Origin of the sequence: Arenibacter algicola, assembly GCF_000733925.1 — a bacterium.
Classification (GTDB): Bacteria; Bacteroidota; Bacteroidia; order Flavobacteriales; family Flavobacteriaceae; genus Arenibacter; species Arenibacter algicola.
Map to the genome: position 1 here is coordinate 1089904 of NZ_JPOO01000001.1, position 20962 is coordinate 1110865.

General features: G+C 40.6%; 15 protein-coding genes and 1 other RNA gene. 7 read left to right on the forward strand and 9 right to left on the reverse strand.

The window, feature by feature from the left end:
• Positions 1-125: 125 nt before the first annotated feature.
• Positions 126-1346, reverse strand: coding sequence for a site-specific integrase (locus U735_RS0104705; protein WP_031442721.1), 1221 nt, complete (start codon positions 1344-1346; stop codon positions 126-128).
• Positions 1347-1584: 238 nt separating this feature from the next.
• Positions 1585-1983: a transfer-messenger RNA gene (gene ssrA / locus U735_RS25220) on the reverse strand.
• A 440-nt stretch (positions 1984-2423) separates the two neighbouring features.
• On the opposite strand from ssrA, the gene U735_RS0104715 reads away from it, so the two are divergent.
• A complete protein-coding gene (locus U735_RS0104715) occupies positions 2424-3644 on the forward strand; it encodes an NAD(P)-dependent oxidoreductase (RefSeq protein ID WP_031442722.1) in 1221 nt (406 codons plus the stop codon).
• A 97-nt stretch (positions 3645-3741) separates the two neighbouring features.
• Here U735_RS0104715 and U735_RS0104720 read toward each other — a convergent pair whose 3' ends face one another.
• Positions 3742-4857, reverse strand: coding sequence for an Sb-PDE family phosphodiesterase (locus U735_RS0104720; RefSeq protein ID WP_031442723.1), 1116 nt, complete (start codon positions 4855-4857; stop codon positions 3742-3744).
• A 92-nt stretch (positions 4858-4949) separates the two neighbouring features.
• Here U735_RS0104720 and U735_RS0104725 point away from each other — a divergent pair, with 92 nt between their 5' ends.
• Positions 4950-5306 carry a DUF1801 domain-containing protein gene (locus U735_RS0104725; protein ID WP_031442724.1) on the forward strand — a complete coding sequence of 119 codons (357 nt, stop codon included), beginning with the start codon at positions 4950-4952 and terminating at the stop codon, positions 5304-5306.
• 180 nt (positions 5307-5486) lie between these two features.
• On the opposite strand, the gene U735_RS0104730 is transcribed toward U735_RS0104725, so the two are convergent.
• From U735_RS0104730 to kdsA, 3 genes are all read right to left on the reverse strand, one after another.
• On the reverse strand, positions 5487-7094 hold the full coding sequence (locus U735_RS0104730; protein WP_031442725.1) for a sulfatase family protein: 1608 nt from the start codon (positions 7092-7094) through the stop codon (positions 5487-5489).
• A 68-nt stretch (positions 7095-7162) separates the two neighbouring features.
• Positions 7163-8476, reverse strand: a complete 1314-nt coding sequence (locus U735_RS0104735; RefSeq protein ID WP_083260657.1) for a sulfatase-like hydrolase/transferase — start codon at positions 8474-8476, stop codon at positions 7163-7165.
• 245 nt (positions 8477-8721) lie between these two features.
• Entirely contained in the window at positions 8722-9540 is an 819-nt protein-coding gene (gene kdsA / locus U735_RS0104745) for a 3-deoxy-8-phosphooctulonate synthase (RefSeq protein WP_031442727.1), read from the reverse strand.
• Between the two features lie 179 nt (positions 9541-9719).
• Between kdsA and U735_RS0104750 the strand changes: the two genes are divergently transcribed.
• From U735_RS0104750 to U735_RS0104765, 4 genes are all read left to right on the forward strand, one after another.
• Positions 9720-10205: a DinB family protein gene (locus tag U735_RS0104750; RefSeq protein ID WP_031442728.1), complete on the forward strand. Its 486-nt coding sequence runs from the start codon at positions 9720-9722 to the stop codon at positions 10203-10205.
• A 198-nt stretch (positions 10206-10403) separates the two neighbouring features.
• Positions 10404-12203, forward strand: coding sequence for a translational GTPase TypA (gene typA / locus U735_RS0104755; protein WP_031442729.1), 1800 nt, complete (start codon positions 10404-10406; stop codon positions 12201-12203).
• Between the two features lie 304 nt (positions 12204-12507).
• Complete coding sequence (locus U735_RS0104760) at positions 12508-13296, forward strand: SDR family NAD(P)-dependent oxidoreductase (protein ID WP_031442730.1); 789 nt, start codon at positions 12508-12510, stop codon at positions 13294-13296.
• Between the two features lie 40 nt (positions 13297-13336).
• A complete protein-coding gene (locus tag U735_RS0104765) occupies positions 13337-14245 on the forward strand; it encodes a hypothetical protein (protein ID WP_031442731.1) in 909 nt (302 codons plus the stop codon).
• Between the two features lie 138 nt (positions 14246-14383).
• Here the strand turns inward: U735_RS0104765 and ppgK are convergent, their stop codons facing one another.
• The 3 genes from ppgK to U735_RS24910 form a co-directional block, all read right to left on the reverse strand.
• Positions 14384-15136, reverse strand: a complete 753-nt coding sequence (gene ppgK, locus U735_RS0104770) for a polyphosphate--glucose phosphotransferase (protein ID WP_031442732.1) — start codon at positions 15134-15136, stop codon at positions 14384-14386.
• A gap of 146 nt (positions 15137-15282) precedes the next feature.
• Positions 15283-16770, reverse strand: a complete 1488-nt coding sequence (locus U735_RS0104775) for a sulfatase (RefSeq protein WP_031442733.1) — start codon at positions 16768-16770, stop codon at positions 15283-15285.
• Between the two features lie 54 nt (positions 16771-16824).
• A complete protein-coding gene (locus U735_RS24910) occupies positions 16825-17640 on the reverse strand; it encodes an NUDIX hydrolase (protein ID WP_051891873.1) in 816 nt (271 codons plus the stop codon).
• A gap of 273 nt (positions 17641-17913) precedes the next feature.
• On the opposite strand from U735_RS24910, the gene U735_RS0104785 reads away from it, so the two are divergent.
• Complete coding sequence (locus U735_RS0104785; RefSeq protein WP_084681072.1) at positions 17914-20949, forward strand: ThuA domain-containing protein; 3036 nt, start codon at positions 17914-17916, stop codon at positions 20947-20949.
• Positions 20950-20962: the final 13 nt, after the last annotated feature.

A 20962-nucleotide genomic window follows, 5' to 3' on the forward strand; every position in this document is an offset into this window, starting at 1 on the left:
TGAAAGTTTTAATAAACGATAATTTTGGCGCGGACTTAAACGGTAAAGTGAATTTAAAAATTTAAGTTAAGCTTACAGAGGCATCCGAGATCCAAGATGTTTTAGTAAAAAGTATCTTGTGTGGTCTATGTAGAAAACTGACCCAGTTTCTCCCTTAAAACCTTCATATCCTCCTCCACCTTGGAATCGATAATTTTGGCATAGTGCTGGGTGGTCCTTAAATTTTTATGCCCTAGCATTTTACCTACGGTCTCAATTGGAACCCCATTGGTCAAGGTAACCGTAGTGGCAAAAGTATGGCGGGCTAAGTGGGTGGTAAGGTTTTTTTTGATATTACAACGGTCGGCAATTTCTTTTAAATAGGAGTTGGACTTCTGATTGCTCAATACCGGGATTACGCAATCTTTGTTCACCACCTTTGGATGGTCTTTATATTTTTCTATGATAGCCACTGCGGTCGGCAATAGGGGTATGGTAAATCCGGTATCGGTTTTGGTGCGTTTGGATTTTATGTAAAAACCACCCTCCTCATTTTGATAAATCTCATCTGGGCGCAAAGATTGGATATCTACATAGGCCAAACCTGTGAAACAACAGAGTACAAACATGTCCCGAACCACATTTAGCCTATCTCCTTCAATTTTTTTATCAATAAGGGCCTGGAGTTCTTCTTTGGAGAGAAACTCGCGCTCCACAATCTTAAATTGCACCTTGTAGTTGTAGAAGGGGTCTTTGGAGATCCAATCGTTCCCAACGGCAATTCGAACGATCTTCTTAAAGTTATTTACGTATTTCAGGGCAGAATTGTGGTTGCACTCTTTCGTTACTTTTAAAAAGTATTCGAAACCCTTTATAAACTTGAGGTCCACATCCCGGACCGGAATATCATTTTTTCGGTATTCGGTCTTGATATAATCCGCAACATGGCTACGGGTGGTATGGTATCTTTTGTAGGTGCCCAGTGCGAATTCTATCCCGACCAGTTTTTCCATTTGTTGATTGTGCTCGTCAAAGAGTTGGATCAACATTTTTAGCTTGGCATCTTTGCCCAAGTATTTATCCTTAACATCATGAACGGTAAAAGGCTGCCCTTCCTCAATTAAGTCGTGTTGAATTTTATTAACCTTATGCCTAATAGTAGCCATAAAGCGATTCAATTCCTCTGCTTCATAACCTTTTCCCTTCAATTTATTCATGCGGGAATCCCATTTGGACGGATCAATTTTTCGGTTTAGACTAATTGATGTTCTGCGCCCATCCACCGTAATTCTTAGGTATAGGCCCGCTTTTCCGTTCTTGTCACGACGCTCATCTTTAAGGTAAAAAAGTGTAGAAAATGAATTCATCAATTTTTAGGTGTCGATTATTGCGAAATAAAGATATAAAAAAGAATTTATATAATTTTGTAATTACCTAAAAAATAGATATTTACATGGATATCGACACCACTTTTTATTTTTTAAAATAGGTGTCGATTTGGTGACTTTTTATTTGATATTATTTGGTTTAAAATGATATGGAATAAAATAAAAAACCCTGTAAATCATACGATTACAGGGTTTTTGGTGTGAAATGGTATCATTTCAGTGGAGCCGGAGGGATTCGAACCCTCGTCCAAACAAGCAATTACAATGCCTTCTACATGCTTAGTTCCTAATTGATTTTCGATGTGCACCTGACTAGAAACAGCCTAATACACACTTATCTTCTTAAGTTTTGGTGATAGTGCCGAAGCTTCACTACCCTTGTGTTGACTTTGATGGTGCTTCTGAAAGGGACGCCGTCAACAAGGGCTTCCCAGAAACATCTCGCTTTCCCGCCTTGCGGGAACGAGGCTAAATCCTACTATGATTCGGATTAAGCGGCAAGAGCGTAATTATTTTCGCCAATTAAAAAGTGTGGAAAATGAGATTAACGAGCTGTAGCCCAGCGCTCGGCATGCTTACATTCCAATTGGTCTCGCTGTCAAAACCAGTCGGCCCCTTCAATGAGATAGGTACGCCTTGGCGTACCGTAATCGAACCTGCCTGCCGGCAGGCAGGTTGAATCCCGCCACCGGCGGGATATTTTATTCCAACCTGTCTAACCGTAAGAAATAGCCGGGTTGAATCCCGCCTTGGCGGAATCTTATTCTCTCATCTTTTTTTTCAATGAACTATTATAATCTTTTCTTGGGCGTTCCTTTTTTTTGTCCTGCAAGGTTTTCAAAACCTTGTAGATATAAAAAAGGTCGGGCTTTCGGCTATATTTTTTTGATTCTTTCCCGAACACGGTCCAGGGAAAATCAAAAAAGATGCCGCCTCTATCCCTAACGCGGTCGCCAAAGGTACTCCAAAAACTATTCCAAAAAAAGTTTTGCTAGTCAACTTGTCATGTGTTATATTTATAACTTTATTAGCACATATAGTTATAAAATTATATTTATGAAATTTGGGATTATAAGGGAACGAAAAAATCCACCCGATCGTAGAGTGGTCCTAACACCGGATGCCTGCAAAAAGATGCTTGCTAAATTCCCGGAAGCGGAAATTATGGTAGAGCCTTCCCCTATTAGGGTTTATACCGATGAAGAATATCGGGAACATGGGCTTAATGTAACGCAGGAAATGGAAAATTGCGACGTGCTTATTGGTGTAAAGGAAGTCCCTATAGAATATTTGATTCCCAATAAAAAATATTTCTTTTTTTCGCACACCATAAAAAAGCAATCCTATAATAGAAATCTGCTTAGGGCTGTATTGGAAAAGAATATTGAATTATATGATCATGAAGTCATTACAGGTGTCAAAGGTCAGCGCTTGGTGGCATTTGGTAGATATGCCGGAATAGTTGGCGCCTATAACGGTTTAAGGACGTATGGTCTTAAGTTGGGTTTGTTTCAATTGCCAAAGGCGGAAACTTTGGCCGACCAGCAGGCTTTGATATCCGAATTAAGAAAAGTGAAACTTCCCAATATCAAAATTATTTTGACCGGTAGGGGTAGGGTAGGCAATGGCGCAAAAGAAATGCTGGATGCCATGGACATCAAAAAAGTTGGAGTAGCCGATTATCTGAATAAAACCTTTCAGGAACCCGTATATTGTCAGATAGATGCCTCGGAATACAACAAGCGCAAAGATGGAGTTAGGGGAAATAAGTCCAACTTTTTTGCCCATCCGGAAGAATACAGATCCAATTTTTTTCGTTTTGCAAAAGTATCCGATTTGTATATCGCCGGTCATTTTTACGGTGACATGGCGCCTTATCTTTTTACAAGGGAAGATGCCAAAAGTCCCGATTTTAAAATAAAGGTCGTAGCTGATATCAGCTGCGATATAGACGGGCCTGTAGCTACAACCATAAGACCCAGTACTATAGCCGATCCCATTTATGGCTATGATGCCCTCACAGAAACGGAAGTGGATTATAAGAACCCCCATGCCATTGCAGTAATGGCTGTTGATAATTTGCCCTGCGAATTGCCCCGGGATGCCAGTATAGGTTTTGGCGAGGCCTTTGTAAAATATGTAATTCCTGCTTTTTTTAACGGGGATGAAGACGGAGTATTGGAACACGCAAGAATGACGAAGAACGGAAAACTTACCAAGAGATATTCCTATCTACAGGATTATGTGGACGGCCTAGGGGTGGTGAACAGTGAGTAGTAATCAGTAAACAGTGCCAGTATTCAGTAAGTAGTGATGTTCACATTAAAAGTGGGTAGTGGGCACAAAACTGACTACGGGGTAAATTGGACTTTTTTTATTCCACAATAATCTTCCATTCAATAGTAGGATGTACTTTGGGAGCGGTGTAAGCGCCCAAGGCTAGTAGTTGTAGTGTCAAGGTATTCAACTTTTCCAAAGTTTTTACTTTTAGAATTTTTGATTCCCCTGCCGGAATTTCAAATACAGGAGAGCTATCATAAAAAGTGTAGGGCATAGCATTCTCGAACAATAGATCACTACTTGATATATTCGTGAGCTCCACTTCCAAAACCTGTGTTTTTTCAATATACGCTGCTTTCACAATTTCAATGCTAGACTGCAACAATGGCTTAAGGTATTCGGCCTTCCCAACCAACAATTCGTTATAAGCGGCTACGGTTCTACCCGAAAAAAGAGCCTCCTTTAGACCTTCAATGCTCTTCTCCTTGGCAAATACCAAGGTAATGGGCCTATGGTTCCCTTTTTGGGTATAGCTCCAATCTATTAAGCCATGAATGTCGCTGGTGCCCATTATGGTTAAATTGTTCTCCAAGGCCAGGGCAAGCGATTCTTCGGAATAATCCACAGTATTAATGACCTCAATACCGTGCAATTCCCCTTTTTTTATGCGCTCCTTTTGGAAATCACTGAGTATAGGTGTTCCGGCCGGACTTTGGGCATACCAGGCAGGATGGTTCCAAAATACAAAGGCATTTTGTTTTTTGGCTGTGCTGAAGGCATCTTCGGCATCTTCATGTAATAATAGATTGGCATCAGTAATAAAAACGGCATTGTTGTGTCCAACAGGTGCGGAACGTGTTATTTCAGAACCTGGGATTATTAAAAGGTCATGTTCCTTGGCTTCCTCCATGGCCAAATGGTAGGCACGGTTACGATCCGGATGGGGAATATCTGCCTTGTGGGGCTGGTACTCCAAATGTTCTGTAAGGGATATGGCATCCAAGTTTTCCCGTAGTGCTTCCTCCACTCTAATTGTTGGCCAAACCTTGCCATCGGAAAATACACTGTGCATATGTAGATCGGTCTTCAAGGTAACATAACCCTCTATATCGGGATAGGATAAGGGCTGTGCCCCGGCATGTGAATGGGTTTGTGCGTTTATATTTAGGAAGGAGAAAAGCGAAGCTAGGGCTATAAAGGTAGTTTTCATTTCGGTTGTTTTTTCAAAAATAATGGATTGTATATCTTGAAAATAAAGAAAAATATGTTCATTTGGTTAAGAAAAGGTAAATTAAGTCCATCATGAATCCAGCTGAAGAATATATCCTAAATCAGCCTGAGCCCTACAGGGGAATTCTATTGTTCCTTCAATCGGTTATTGAAGGTGCCATTCCAGGCGTGGAAATAAAATATAAATATAAAATCCCGTTCTACTACATCAATGGTAGGCCCTATTGCTATTTAAACCAAAGCAGGGATTATGTGGATTTGGGGTTTTGGAATGCGGCCCATTTAAGTGTGCATTTGGATCAGATGAACACAGAAGGAAGAAAAATGATGAAATCCCTTCGTTACAGATCCCTCGAAGACATTGATACTAACGTTTTAAAGGAAGTCCTGGAGGATGCCTATAGCGTTAAGGATAAAAAATTTTGGTAATAGAAATCTGCTCTTAAAGTCAGTATTAGTCGTAAATAAGCCTGAAATTATGACAATTTTTTTTTTTTTTTTTTGCTACTGACCACTGACCACTGACCACTGACCACTGACCACTGACCACTGACCACTGACCACTGACCACTGACCACTGACCACTGACCACTGACTACTGACCACTGATTAATCCTCAATCAACCCCTTGTCCTTATAAAGCTGAATATATTGGTTGCCCAACGAATCGGAATCTTTATATTTTTTCCTTAATCCATTCAGTTTTTCCTTCAATTCAGATACCACTTGGGCATAATCCGGATCGCTAAATACATTGTTTAGTTCCTGAGAGTCTTTTTCGCGATCATAGAGTTCCCATACATCTACATCGTAATAAAAGTGTATCAATTTAAACTTCTTGGTGGCAATACCATAATGTCTTTTTACGGCATGTTCTGCCGGATATTCGTAATAATGATAGTAAACGGCATCCCTATCCCATTTTTCCTTTTCACCCTTTAGCAAAGGCACTAGGCTTTTGCCCTGCATATCCTCTGGAGCTATTACACCGGCAACTTCCAAAAAGGTCTGGGCAAAATCAAGATTTTGTACCATTTCATCTTCTGTAGTGCCAGGAGTGATTACATTTGGCCATTTTATAAGTAGCGGGGTTTTAAAAGATTCATTGTACATAAAGCGCTTGTCGAACCAGCCGTGCTCCCCTAAATAAAAGCCTTGATCGGAAGTGTATACCACCAAAGTATTTTCGGTAAGTCCCTCATCATCCAAATAGTTCAATACCCTCCCCACATTTTCATCAACTGCGGCAATGGTCCCTAAATAATCCTGCATATACCGCTGATATTTCCAAACCAACAGGGTAGAATCGTTCATGTTGCTGTACTCCTTTTTAAAGGCCTCGTTAATAGGGCCGTATACTTCATCCCATTCCGCTCTCTGTTCAGGATTAAATTTGTTTAGGCCTCCAATGCCCAAATGTTCCTCAATGTTTAATTCTGCCAGTACCTCATCCGTTATCTTTAGGTCATAACGCAGGGTCATATGCTTAAGGATGTTCATTTCAGCAGGTCCTGCAGTAGTTTCACGTGTAGCGTAATCGTCGAACAAAGTAGTAGGTAAAGGATAGGTTTTCTTTGTGAATTCTTTATAATGTCTTGGTGCTGGCATCCAGGACCTATGTGGAGCCTTGTGCAAATACATCAACATAAAAGGCTTCTTTGCATCCCTACGGTTTTGTAGCCAATCCAAGGTGAGGTCGGTGGTAATATCGGTAACATATCCCTTAACGATGGTATCCCCTGTAGCCGTAATAAAACGGGGGTTGTAATAATCTCCCTGTCCCGGTAATATCTTAAATTCATCGAAACCTTTTGGGTTGTTGCCAAAATGGAGCTTCCCGAACATTGCGGTCTGGTAACCTGCCTTTTGTAACAATTGCGGGAAGGTAACGTTGGTGGTGTCAAATGGGGAGATATTATCTATCTTCCCGTTAATGTGACTATGCTTTCCTGTCAGGATAACGGCACGCGATGGTGCACAAATGGAATTGGTAACACTGGCGTTGGTAAAGAGCATTCCTTCCTTGGCAATTCTGTCTATATTGGGGGTGTTGATAAGCTTGTCATCATAAGCACTAATGGCCTGATAAGCATGGTCATCGGACATGATAAAAACTATATTCGGTTTTTTTGAAATTTGTTCTTTTGCTTCCTGTTTGCAGGAGGTAAACAATAAAAAGGAGGATCCAAAAATTAGATAAAGAAATGCGTACTTCATATTAGGTGTTAAAATGCTTTAAAAATGTAAAAATAGGGCTTTGTTTCAATAAATCCAGAAGTGTGGATCTATTTGTATTGGTTTAAAATTCCTTTAAAAGTGGTTAGTACCTCCTTTTGTTCTTTGGGATAGTTATCCGGTGAAAATGGATGTTCCTCCTCAATATCCTGAGCCAAATTATACAGTTCGCCAGTATCGTATAATTTCCATTGTTTATTCTGTACATATCTTTTGGGTTCAAACTTCCCCCAATTAGGGGCGTAATGACAAAATATCCAATCCCTTTTTTGGGAATTATTACCCAAAAGTTGTTGGTAGAAGCTAATGCCGTCCAATGGCACGGGCGAAGTTGGCGTAGTTCCCGATATGTCCATCAACGTAGGCAGAAAATCTGTAAAATCTATTAGATTATTATTTATGCTTTTGGGGGCAATTTTCCCTTTCCAGTTTGCTATAAAGGGAACATGGGTTCCTGCATCCGTGGTATGGCCTTTGTCGCCTTTAATTGAAATACCGTTGAAGCTAGAGGTAACATCGCGGTCGGTTCCATTGTCCCCTACGAAGAGTATCAGTGTATTTTCACGAATACCCAATTCTTCCGTTTTTTTGATTATTTCCCCTATTATCCTATCCATATACTCCACCATTTCACCAAAATAGGTAGGATCATTAATCTTCGACTTGGTGTCAAAGCCTTTAAATTCCTTATTGTTGGGAGTGGGCACAAAGGGGTCATGGGTCAGTACCATAGGGTAGTAGACAAAAAACGGGGAGTCTTTGTGGTCTTCCATAAAGGAAGTGATATTCTTTAGAAAGACGTCGGGACCATATTGGCCCTGGTGAGTTATTGCCCCATTTTTCTTTGTACTCAGCAAGGGGTCTTTGTACCTAGATCCCAAATGATCAATTTGCCATAAACAATAGTCGTCAAATCCGGCTTTTTCAGGGGTTGTTCCAATTCGGTCACCAGCTAATTTTTGTTGATACGCATTTCCCAATAGCTGCCATTTTCCGGCGATATAAGTTTCGTAACCGGCTTCTTGCATATAATGCCCAAAGGTTTTTTCCCTTGGGTCCAGTAGACCAAAACCAATATAGTTTCGAAAGTTGTATTTGCCTGTCATAATCTGAACTCGAGAAGGGGTACACAGAGGGGTGGAATAGCAATGGTCAAATCGCATACCTTCATTGGCCAATTTGTCCAGGTTTGGAGTGGGATAACTACTGCCCCCATATGTGCCAATGGTCTCGTAGCCCAGATCATCGGCCATGATAAGAATTACATTCGGTTTTTTGACGGCAATCTGGTTTTTGCCATTCTTGCACGATACGATCAAAAAAGTGGAGACTATTAGAATAAGATAGAATTGCAAGCGAAGCATAGTTGGTTTTTAGGTATGGAATTAGATCCTTTTGCCTTAATTTTCTCAGAAAATGTAGGTTGAGGTACGAGCAAATTTATAGTATTTGCCCGCCAATGGCAAGAAGCAGTAATGTATGGGTTCTTTTGGATTGTGGACATTGTACTGACAAGCCCATTTGAAATCAATTTAAGGGAAAAGAGAATGCCGCATAAGAAAGTGCGGCATTCAAATAATATTTTGGTAAAAACCCTTTAGACTTTAATTTAAAGGGAGTTTACTGTTTTGCGTATGGCCACCAAATTGGTCAATAATTTTTCCAGATGATCCAAATGCAGCATATTGGCACCGTCGCTTTTGGCGTTCGCCGGGTCAAAATGGGTCTCCATAAAAATTCCGTCGGCCCCAGTAACAATACCGGCACGGGCAATAGTCTCTATCATATCCGGTCTTCCCCCGGTTACCCCTGAAGACTGATTGGGTTGCTGCAGGGAATGGGTAACGTCCAAGACTACCGGTGCATATTGCTTCATAGTTGGGATACCACGGAAATCCACGATCATATCCTGGTAGCCGAACATGGTGCCCCTGTCGGTCACCATCACCTGTTCATTGTTGGAATCCAAGACTTTTTGTACTGCGTGCTTCATGCTTTCAGGGCTCATAAATTGCCCCTTTTTTAGATTCACCACTTTTCCGGTCTCTGCCGCTGCTACCACCAAATCGGTCTGACGCACCAAAAATGCCGGTATCTGCAATACATCTACATATTCGGCGGCCATATGGGCATCCGATATTTCATGTATGTCCGTAATAGTAGGAACCTTAAAGGTTTCGGAGACTTTTTTTAAAATTTTCAAGGCCTTTTCATCCCCTATGCCCGTAAAGGAATCTACCCTACTGCGGTTGGCCTTTTTAAAACTTCCCTTAAAAACATATGGGATATTAAGTTTATCGGTAATGGTAACCACCTTTTCTGCAATGCGCATCGCCATTTCTTCCCCTTCAATGGCACATGGGCCACAGAGTAGGAAAAAGTTGTTGCTTTTGGTATGTTTAAGTTGAGGTATGAGTTCTAGATTCATCGATCTTAATTTTGGTGCAAAGATAGGAATTTGGAAGCAGCAAATTATTCATTGAGCATTCTTAAAGTGTTTTGGAAGTAGGTTAAAATTGTGATAATTCTAGTTTATAGAGGGGCTTGGATGATAACATAGTGGGATAATTGTTGTAAATTAAAGGGTTAATCAAAAAACAAGACATCATGGAAATTCAAAAATTACTTATTCCGGAATTGGAACACGAAGTAGCCCTTACAGAGAAGTTCTTAAGACGCATTCCTAAGGATAAATTGGACTGGCGCCCACATCCTAAATCCATGTCCATTAAGCAATTGGGGAGTCATTTGGCCGAACTGCCTAGTTGGGTGGTAGGTACCATGTCCCAAGATGAGATGATAATGGATGAATACAAACCTCCAATTAATGACAATGTGGACGACATGATCAAAACCCTGAAATCGGCTGCAAAGGAAGCGGCAGATTCTCTAAAAGTAGCCAATAGTAAATACGATAAGAAATGGAAAATGATTCAAGGAGGAAAGACTGTGATGGAAATGCCCAAGTATCAAGTGCTAAGGGGGATGGTACTAAATCAATTTCCACATCATAGAGCCCAATTGGGCGTATGCCTTCGGTTGTTGAACGAGTCGGTTCCTGCTACCTATGGTCCTTCTGCAGATGAACAATAAATCAATATGGTGCAAAATTGGGTTTCAATATGGAGGGTCAATACTACTTTTCCGTATTTATAGAGCATTGGCCCAAGCTTTGTAAAACTACTTCAATATCAATAAGATAAGAAAAATTAGGCTTTTGTAGTTGGCGTAAAAAAAATGAGTATCTTTGCGCCCGCATTTAGGGTGCTTAGATGCGTTTAAAATCAAATTATGGGAGTTACAAAAAACATAGCTATTATAGCCCACGTTGACCACGGTAAAACCACCTTGGTAGATAAAATAATGTATCACTGTCAATTATTTAGGGACAACCAGAATACTGGTGACCTAATTTTGGACAACAACGACTTGGAACGGGAAAGGGGTATTACAATTACCTCCAAGAACGTTTCCGTAGTTTACAAGGATACCAAGATCAATATTATAGATACCCCTGGTCACGCCGATTTTGGAGGTGAAGTAGAGCGTGTGTTAAACATGGCAGATGGCGTACTTTTGTTGGTGGATGCCTTTGAAGGCCCTATGCCGCAAACCCGTTTTGTACTCCAAAAGGCAATAGATCTAGGTCTTAAACCTTGTGTGGTTATCAATAAGGTAGACAAGGAAAACTGTACTCCGGAAGAGGTACATGAGAAAGTTTTTGACCTTATGTTCGAACTGGGTGCCGAAGAATGGCAATTGGATTTCCCAACTGTGTACGGTTCTGCAAAGAACAACTGGATGAGCGATGATTGGAAGAACCAAACAGAGAACATTGAGCCACTATTGGATATGGTAATTGAGCATATCCCAACTTTTGAGGCCAAGGAAGGAAATACGCAGATGCTGATAACTTCATTGGATTATTCTTCCTTTACCGGAAGAATTGCCATTGGAAGGTTGCAAAGGGGAGTCTTAAAAGAAAATCAGCAAGTTTCTTTGATAAAAAGAAATGGTACTATTGTTAAATCCAAAATTAAAGAGCTTTATACCTTCGAAGGAATGGGCCGATTAAAGGTTCCTGAGGTAGCCACCGGAGACATTTGTGCTTTGGTAGGTATCGAAGGATTCGAAATTGGTGATACCGTTGCCGATATTGAAAATCCTGAGCAATTGAAAACTATTGCGATTGATGAGCCTACCATGAGTATGTTGTTCACCATCAATGATAGTCCATTTTTTGGTAAGGATGGTAAATTTGTAACTTCAAGACATATCAACGACCGTCTAAAAAGGGAGTTGGAGAAGAATTTGGCCCTAAGGGTAAACGATACGGACAGTGCCGATAAGTTTTTGGTTTTTGGTCGTGGGGTACTGCATCTTTCTGTTTTGATCGAAACCATGAGAAGGGAAGGTTATGAATTGCAAATTGGACAACCACAGGTAATCATCAAGGAGATTGATGGGGTTAAATGTGAGCCAATTGAGCAATTGACCATAGATTTACCGGAGGAGGTTTCTGGTAGGGCTGTGGAAATGGTATCTATCCGTAAAGGGGAAATGACCAGTATGGAAGCCAAAGGAAACAGAATGGTTTGTGAATTCTTAATTCCTTCAAGGGGAATTATAGGTCTTAGAAACCAATTGTTGACAGCTACTGCGGGTGAGGCCATTATGGCGCACCGCTTTTTGGAATACCAACCTATGAAAGGGGATATTCCTCAAAGACAAAATGGTTCTTTGGTATCCATGGAAACAGGAAAATCTATTCCTTACTCCATTGATAAATTACAGGATAGAGGTAAGTTTTTTGTTGATCCGGGAGAGGATATTTACGAAGGCCAGGTAATTGGGGAAAACTCTAGAGGAGACGATATGACCATCAATATTACCAAGACCAAAAAATTGTCGAACGTTCGTTCCTCAGGAGCCGATGACAAAGCCAAGATTGTTCCTGCCATTAAGTTCTCTTTGGAGGAAGCATTGGAATATATCCAGAAAGACGAGTATGTTGAGGTTACTCCTAAACATTTGCGTCTAAGAAAGATACATTTAACGGAAAATGATCGTAAGCGTAATAAAATAGCATAAATAGAAAAGTCCCCTTAGAGGGACTTTTTTTTGCTCTATACCATACTACGGGCCACCTTTTTAGGTGGCTTTTTGTTTACCTCACTTTTGCTAGCTCAATTTTAAGTGTCAAGGCTCGGTAAAATCGGTCAATAAAATTCTCATTTTAACCTTTTGGATTAAGAATTCATTAAAATTTTGGCTTAGATTTTCCTACTTTCTGAATAATTTGAACTAAGCCTATTTTTCTTCACTTTGGATATGAATTTTAGCTATTTTAAAGTTGAATTACGACTTAATTCGGCCTAATCCAAATTAATAAAATATGCAACTAGAAGGAAAAAATGTACTCATCACTGGCGGTACTAGAGGAATCGGAAAATGTATGATAAAGGAATTGGTAAAAGGTGGTGTAAGCTATATTGCCGTAATAGCCCGCGACAAACAAAATTTAAAACAGTTATCCGAAGAATTCCAAGACGTTAAATTTATGCGCATTGCTGGCGATGTGGGAGACATAGAAGTTTTACGGGAGGCTGCTGCACGTATTGAGGACAAATGGGGGCATTTGGATATCTTGATCAACAATGCCGGTATAGTATCTGCAGGCCCTTTGGAGGATATACAGGACGAAGACCTTTATGATCAGGTAGCGGTAAATATTACTGCTGTGCTTTTACTTACTAAATATTGCATACCGCTTTTAAAATCTTCCAAAGAAGCTGCTATTTTAAACATATCTTCTGGTTTGGGTCTCATAGGAATGCCCTTTTATGCGGCCTATGGAAGCACTAAGGCTGCGGTACGCCAATTTTCAGATTCCATGCGAAGGGAACTTGCTCCATTCAATATAAGTGTTACCTGCTCCTTTCCAACCGCAACGGACACGGATATGATGGAGAAATTTAAAGGTAGGGTGATGGATTCTCCGGAATTTGTGGCCCAACGATCCATTGAAGGATTACTGAATAAAGAATTGTATGTAATTTTTGGAGGTGAGGACCGACTTAAAGAAAATGTCATGAATTTTGAAGCACCTGAAGAATTTGATAAAATGGTAGCACAGAATTATGAAGACCGAAAAAAAGCAAGTTTAGGCCATAAAGCCGTTTAATCCCAACGCTAGGACTAATAGTAAAATAGAATAATTCAATATGAAGTATACGCTTATCTATGCAGTAATAATAAGTAGCTCTTTGTTGTCCTGTAAGGAGACCGCCAAACCAAATCAGGAAGTTGCCGAGTCCCAATTGCTTCAAGACGCCAATCCTAGTTCAATTCCAAAATCTTGGGTGGATAATAGGGTTGAAAAGGCAAAAAAGAGACTTGATGGTTCCGAAGCGGGGAAAGTGGTTTGGAATGCCATGGAAGCAATGGGGGGCTTAAATAAATGGTATGGCAACGGCTATTTGTCCTTTAGGTTCAATTATCAACCATTGGATGGTTCAATGCCTCGGGATACCTACCAGACTATTGATACATGGAGCAATAAAGCAAGACACCGCAGTGTTACGGATAGTAATGCAATTTATGGATGGGATGGAAAAAATGCTTGGGTAAAGGCCAAGGACAGTACCACTTTTAAGTATAATCTGCGTTTTTGGGCCTTGACCCCTTTATATCTTGCTGCACAACCTCTAGTGTTGGATGGGGAAGGAGTTAATTTGGAATTGTTGCCACAGACCAATTATAAGGGTATGCCACAAGATGTGGTAAAAGTTACTTTCGATTCAGGGACAGGTGATGCTCCAGACGACTATTATATATTGTATTTGGATGCTAAAACCCACCTTTTATCGGCATTGCGGTATATTGTTTCCTACCCCGGATATTTTCCCAATGGAGGGAATAATCCCGAAAAGTTTATGGAATTGGTAAGTCGTACAACCGTTAACGGCATAAGTTTTCCTTTAAAATTCAATACCTATTGGTCTACAGACGACGGCCAGCCAAAAGGAGAACCTATTACGACCATTGAATTGAGCGATATAGAGTTCCAAAGCGAATTGGAGGAGAACTTCTTTGAGCAGCCTGAGGGAGCAAAACTTTTGGAGGGGCTGTGATATTTATAATAAAAAAAAGTGATTTTTCGATCCAAGGGAATCACCTTTTTTATTTGCCATTAAGCTAATATTGCTACTGATTTTTTGGTGCTGCATTTTTTAGGATGAAATTAGCAATCCTATTATGGGCAACTATTGTTAATGAAGTACCCCTTTTTTATTATATGCTGCGGCTGCAGCGCCAATAATGCCGGCATGATTTTGCAATTCCGCGGGAATTACCGGGGTTTCAATACTGATATAGTCCTTAAACTCGTCCCAATCCTTGGAGGTGCCTCCGCCTAGTATAATTAGATCCGGAGATACGATCAACTCCACAAACTCCAAGAAAATGTTAAATCGTTTGCCCCATTTCTTATAACTAAGTTCTTCTCTTTCCTTGGCAGAAGCGGCGGCCCAAAGTTCAATTTTATCATATTTTTTATAGGGAATCTGGCCCAATTCAAAATTTGGTATCAAATCCCCATTGTAAAAGGCACCACTGCCCAGGCCCGTTCCTATAGTGATCATGAGCACGAGGCCATCCTTGCCCCGGCCTACACCGAAATTCATAGATGCATATCCTGCGGCATCAGCGTCGTTTACCACAGTAACCGGTAATCCCGTTGCCTCACTGAACAATTCATCTACATTTACACCGGCCCATCTTTTATGAAGATTTCCTGGAGTCTTACAAACGCCATTTTTTATAACAGTTGGAAATCCACAGCCTATAGGTCCGCTATAATCAAAATGATTTACAATTTTGGCTACTACTTCGGCCATGGGTTTTGGTTTTCTCGACTTCGGTGTCGGTATCCTAAACCGCTCCGTTATCATTTCACCAGTTTCCATATTTACTAAAGCTCCTTTTATGCCCGAGCCACCGACATCTATTCCTAGGATTTCCATGTATTTTATTGATGTATTTGTAAGCAAAGTAACAAAAAACTTTTGGGAGTTGTAGTATGCATACTTCAAGGACAGACTTTTGTAGTCCAGTTGAGCCTTACTTATATAAAAGTACTACAATTGCCCTATTGGTTATTCATAATTCTCTAGTTTCTATCATATAGGCCCGTATTTCCCTTTTCCAACAAAGGCATAAGTGCCTTGACAATGTCTGTGTTTAATTGGGCAATATTTTTGGTTTCATGAGGGTCCGAGACATGATTGTATAGTTCAACCGTTGGTTCTTCCTTTCTAAAGTATTTGGTTAATCTGTATTTATCGGTCCTCAATGAAATGCCATTTCTATAGTAACTATAAGCTACTTGGTCGGTATTGGATTTATCCGAAATAAAACTGTGCCTAAAGCTTTCCCCGTCTGTCTTATGGTTAATATCAATATTACACATTTCCATTAGCGTTGGATAAATGTCCACGGTTTCCACAATGGTTTTTACTTTTTTATTTTGATGTTCTTCAAAGGGTGATCTAATGATCAAGGTGCTATTCAAAGCCTTTTCAAACAGGGTATGTTTGCCCCAGACCCGCTGATCACCCAGATGCCATCCGTGGTCCCCCCAAATCACAATAATGGTATTTTTATCCAACCCCAAAACTTTTAGCTCATCCCAAATCATTCCAATTTGTGCATCGATATAACTTATGGATGCTAAATAGGCATGTCCCAACTTTTTTGCATAATCAATGGAAACCGGCTCGGATAGGTTGGGATGTTCATCACCTAGGGCATACCCGTTAAATTCGCCGCTTTCATGTAAACTTTTCAAGTTTATATTTTCTGGAATATTGGGATTTGGAGAAACAGGTATCTGTTCCCGGTCATAAAGGTCCCAATACTTTTTGGGCGCATTAAACGGAAGGTGTGGTTTAAAAAAGCCAACTCCCATAAAGAAAGGACCTTTCTTGTCCTTTAGTTCCCTAAGTTTTGCAATAGCCAGCTCGGTAGTAAGTCCGTCAGGATACCCCTGATCGTTCACTTTTCCTTCTTCATATGGTTTTACCTGTCTCTTTAAGCTCTGTCGGTTTTCTCCATTCGCATAGGCAAAAAAGGCATTCCATCCCGTACCCCATTTACCGGGATTGAATAAGAGTTCGTCCCAGCTATGGGGCAGCTCTTTTTTTGCAGAGACCGGTTCTTCATAACCGTAGACCAAACCGTCGGCAGAATGGCTAATTTTACCTATGCCCACAGTGTGGTAGCCGTTTCTTTTAAGATGGTGGATAAAACTCTCGGGTACATCAGTTTCTTCCTTTCCGGATATTTCGTTTTCAATGGCACTGTTCTTTAAATGTTCGGGTTTAGAGGGGCGCATCCCTGTTAATAGGGCATATCGGGAAGCCCCGCAGGTGGGGACCTGTACAAAATGATTGCTAAAAACGGATCCTTCGTTAGCTATAGCGTCCATATTGGGCGACTTTACAACTGGATGACCATATACGCCCAATTCCGTTCTCAGGTCGTCCACGGAAATGAACAAAACATTGGGCTGTTTTTGCACCTCTTGGCATTGCAAATTGCTAGTCGGTAGAAATAAGGCTGTAAGGGCAATATATAGTTTTTTAAAAACAGTTGGCATAACAGAACTTGTTCAATGGTTAAAATTACTTCAAATATTACGGCTGTGGATTTATTAGATCAATAGGTCAGAGTCTTTAAGGAAATCGAAAATCAATTTATCAACTTCGGATGCGTTTTTCCTATCCTGATACTTCAGCCATACAATTTCCCCTAGTTCCGGGTCAATTGACATATCCCCAGAATATTCTGAAAAGTAACAGGTCTTTCTAACTAGAATTCCAGGCCCCTTGCCATCTACTCGTGCTTCAAAAACACCAATATATTCAAAGGATGAGATGTCCAGGGATATTTTCCAGCCTTCCTTTATTTCCTTGGTCAGCACCATTACATCTGATATATGCGGTTCCTTTTGTGCGCCCGGAAGTACATACCTGGTCTCTCCTATAGGTCTAGTGGCCAATAGCTTTTGGTCCACAATATGGATCCATACCAATTGATCCAAAATTTCTTTTGAAGGTTCTATGTAATAGTCAATTGAGTTTAAGGAGTGGTTCTTGTCCAAGAAATCAAGAAGCTTATCTATGGCCATTCCAAACTTGGTGAGTGTTCCCAGCTTATTGTTTCTTCCCAGTGCACTGGAAATGGTCTCGTCCCGATTTCCAAATTTATAGCCCCCTTTTTTGATCCACAGTACATTCAAAAGATGTTGCATGCCAACATTGCCCAATTGATCTATAGAGATGGCGATTTCTAGTAGATACTCTCCAAGTCCAACTACGCCCTTTTTGAATAGTCCATGAAAAATACCGTAAATGAAGCCCAATGGAAGGGTGAATATCAACAAAAAGATGGAGATGAAGAACAGGAGGATCCCGATAAGGGGATTCACCTTTTTGTCCACCTTATAGATCTGTTTTTTTAGAATCATGGGCTATGGTTGGTTGCTTAAAGATATAAATTAATTTTTGCCGGAGGGAAGGGTTTGGTTTGCGAAGTTGGAAGTTGTAGAAAATAAATTATTCTCAATAATTAAATATCCAACAGCAATAAAATCAAATAAATGCTATATTTGGGAAATTCAAAATTTTAGGATGGCTTAAAAAAAGAGTTGTGTCCCAATATTGTTTTACTTCCAAACATAGTTATGTATAATTTAAGTTTCTCCATTAATTCTAAATAATCTTCTTAATATCTTATTTTGATGAATAATTACATTTCGCTTATTCTTGGTGTGTTTGTTATTTTCTTTTCTTCCTGCACTAGTAATAAAAGGGAGGGTGAGCCACGAATTTTGGTTTTTTCCAAGACTATGGGCTATAAGCATGCTTCCATACCCATGGGCCTGCAAGCTATCCAAAAGTTGGGGGTGGAAAATAACTTTCTTGTGGATACCACTAAAAATGCCGAAGTCTTCAATGATGATGAATTAAAAAAGTATTCGGCTATAGTTTTTTTAAGTACTACGGGCAATATTTTGGACGCCAAACAGGAAGCTGCATTTGAAAGATATATTCAGGCCGGTGGAGGCTTTGTGGGTGTTCATGCAGCAACAGATACCGAATATGATTGGGGCTGGTATGGAAAATTGGTCGGGGCTTATTTTGACAGCCACCCGGCAGGCACACCCGAGGCCGACTTTATAATCAAGGATAATACTTTTGCCGCTACCAACATGTTTACCGACTCCGTTTGGCATCGTGCAGATGAACTCTATAATTTTAAGAAAATTAATCCCGAGGTTAAGGTTTTAATGACCGTAGATGAAAAGACCTACCAAGGGGGTAAAAATGGGGAACATCATCCAATGAGTTGGTATCACGAATACGATGGTGGCCGTGCCTTTTATACCGCTTTGGGCCATACAGATGAAAGTTTTTCCGAAGAGTTATATTTAAAACATCTACTTGGGGGTATTAAGTATGCCATTGGGAAGAATGAAATCTTGGATTATACAAAGGCTGCTACTCAGATTCCTCCAGATTCAGACCGCTTTACCAAAGTACCCTTAAAATTTGGGGAATTTTTTGAGCCAACGGAAATGGCCATTTTGCCGAATAATGATATTTTGATATCCCAAAGAAGGGGAGAGATCATGCTTTATAAAGATTCAACCCAAGAGTTGTCGCAAGTAGGATTACTGGATGTTTACCATAAAACATTGAATACCCCGGATGTAAATGCTGAAGAGGGGTTGATGGGGCTGCAAAAGGACCCCGATTTTGAAAAAAATCATTGGATTTATGTTTATTATAGTCCAACTGGTGATAAGTGGGTGAACCGTTTGTCCAGGTTTAAGTTTGAGAACGATGTTTTTGATATGGCTACTGAGCAAATTATTCTGGAAGTGGATAGTCAGCGCGAAATATGTTGCCATACAGCGGGTTCCATAGCTTTTGGTCCTGATAATATGTTGTATTTGTCCACGGGGGACAATAGTACTCCCTTTAACGAAAAAGGGGCTAAGTATACCAATAAGGGCTATGCGCCATTAAACGATTTACCGGGAAAGGAACAGTACGATGCCCGTAGATCCTCAGGGAATACCAATGACCTAAGAGGTAAGATATTGCGTATAATAGTAAATGAGGACGGTAGTTATAGTATCCCGGAAGGCAATTTGTTCCCTAAAGGTACCCCTAAGACCAGGCCGGAAATATTTACTATGGGCCATCGAAATCCTTATAGAATTTCGGTAGATCCCAAAAAAGGATATGTGTATTGGGGAGATGTGGGCCCGGATGCCAGAATTGATAGTATGGAAACTAGAGGGCCAAAGGGATATGATGAGATGAATCAGGCAAGGGAGGCCGGAAATTTTGGTTGGCCACTGTTCGTTGCCGATAACAAACCATACCGCAGCTATGATTATGCCACAGGGGAGAGTGGGGATGCTTTTGATCCTGATAAACCCATCAACAACTCTAAAAACAATACTGGGCTTAGGGAGCTTCCCAAGGCCATGCCGGCCTATGGTTTTTATCCTTATGTAGCATCCCAGGAATTTCCGCAGACCGGTACCGGTGGTAGGAATGCCATGGCCGGACCCGTTTATTATTCGGATCTTTATAATGGTCCCAATGCCTTGCCTGCATATTACGATGGTAAAGTATTGGTCTATGATTGGATTCGGGGTTGGATGATGGCCGTAACCCTATTTCCCAATGGGGAATTCAATAAGATGGAACCTTTTGCCGATCAGATCAAAGTAAATAATTTGATAGATATGGAGGTAGGTCCTGATGGTAGGGTATATCTTTTGGAATACGGTAGCGGTTGGTTCTCAAAGAATGACGATTCGTCCTTAAGTTATATTGAATATAATGGGGGTAATAGGCCTCCTGTTGTAGGCAATTTCACTGTAGATAAAACCTCTGGAAAATTACCCTTGACCATTACGGCCAATGTTGAGGCCAGCGATAGGGAAGAGGATACGATGACCTATGTTTGGGATTTGGGGAATGGGGAAACCAAGGAAACCACTAATCCGGAAATCACCTATACCTATGAGAATGAGGGGGACTATTTTATATCGGCTACCGTAGTGGATAACAAGGAAGCATCAGTTAAGAGCGAGGCTATTAATATTGTAGTAGGAAATTCCAGACCTGAGGTTGCCATCGATATTAGCGGAGGCATTACTACTTTTAAGCCTGGTATGGCTGTAGATTATAAGGTCTCTGTAAAAGATCCTGATGGTTCGGCCATTGATGAAAATAACATATTTGTTTCCGTAGATTATTTGGAAGGCATGGATGAGGCCTCACTTTCTTTGGGGCACCAAGAGGTTTCGGCGGCCGTTACGGGCAAGGCACTCACATTGGCCCTGGATTGTAAAACCTGCCATAAGGAGAAGGAAAAATCTGTTGGTCCAATGTACCGTGACATCGCTGAAAAATATAAGAATGATAAAAAAGGACTTAGCTATCTGCAGGGAAAGATAATTTCAGGAGGTAGCGGAGTTTGGGGAGAAGTAACCATGCCGGCACATCCCAACTTGACCAAGGATGAATCCAGACAGATAGGGTTGTATATTCAATCACTGGTAAGTACTGCGGTCAAGAAGAAATCCCTGCCCGCTGTGGGAACCATAATGCCAAATCCTGCAAAAGGGACTACGGTAATGGTAATAACGGCCAGCTATACGGATCAAGGTGGAAACAATGTGAAACCATTAACAGGGTCCAAGTCTGTAGTGTTGCAAATGGATGGCGATCCGGATAATACCGGAACCAAGTAATGGTGTTATTGGG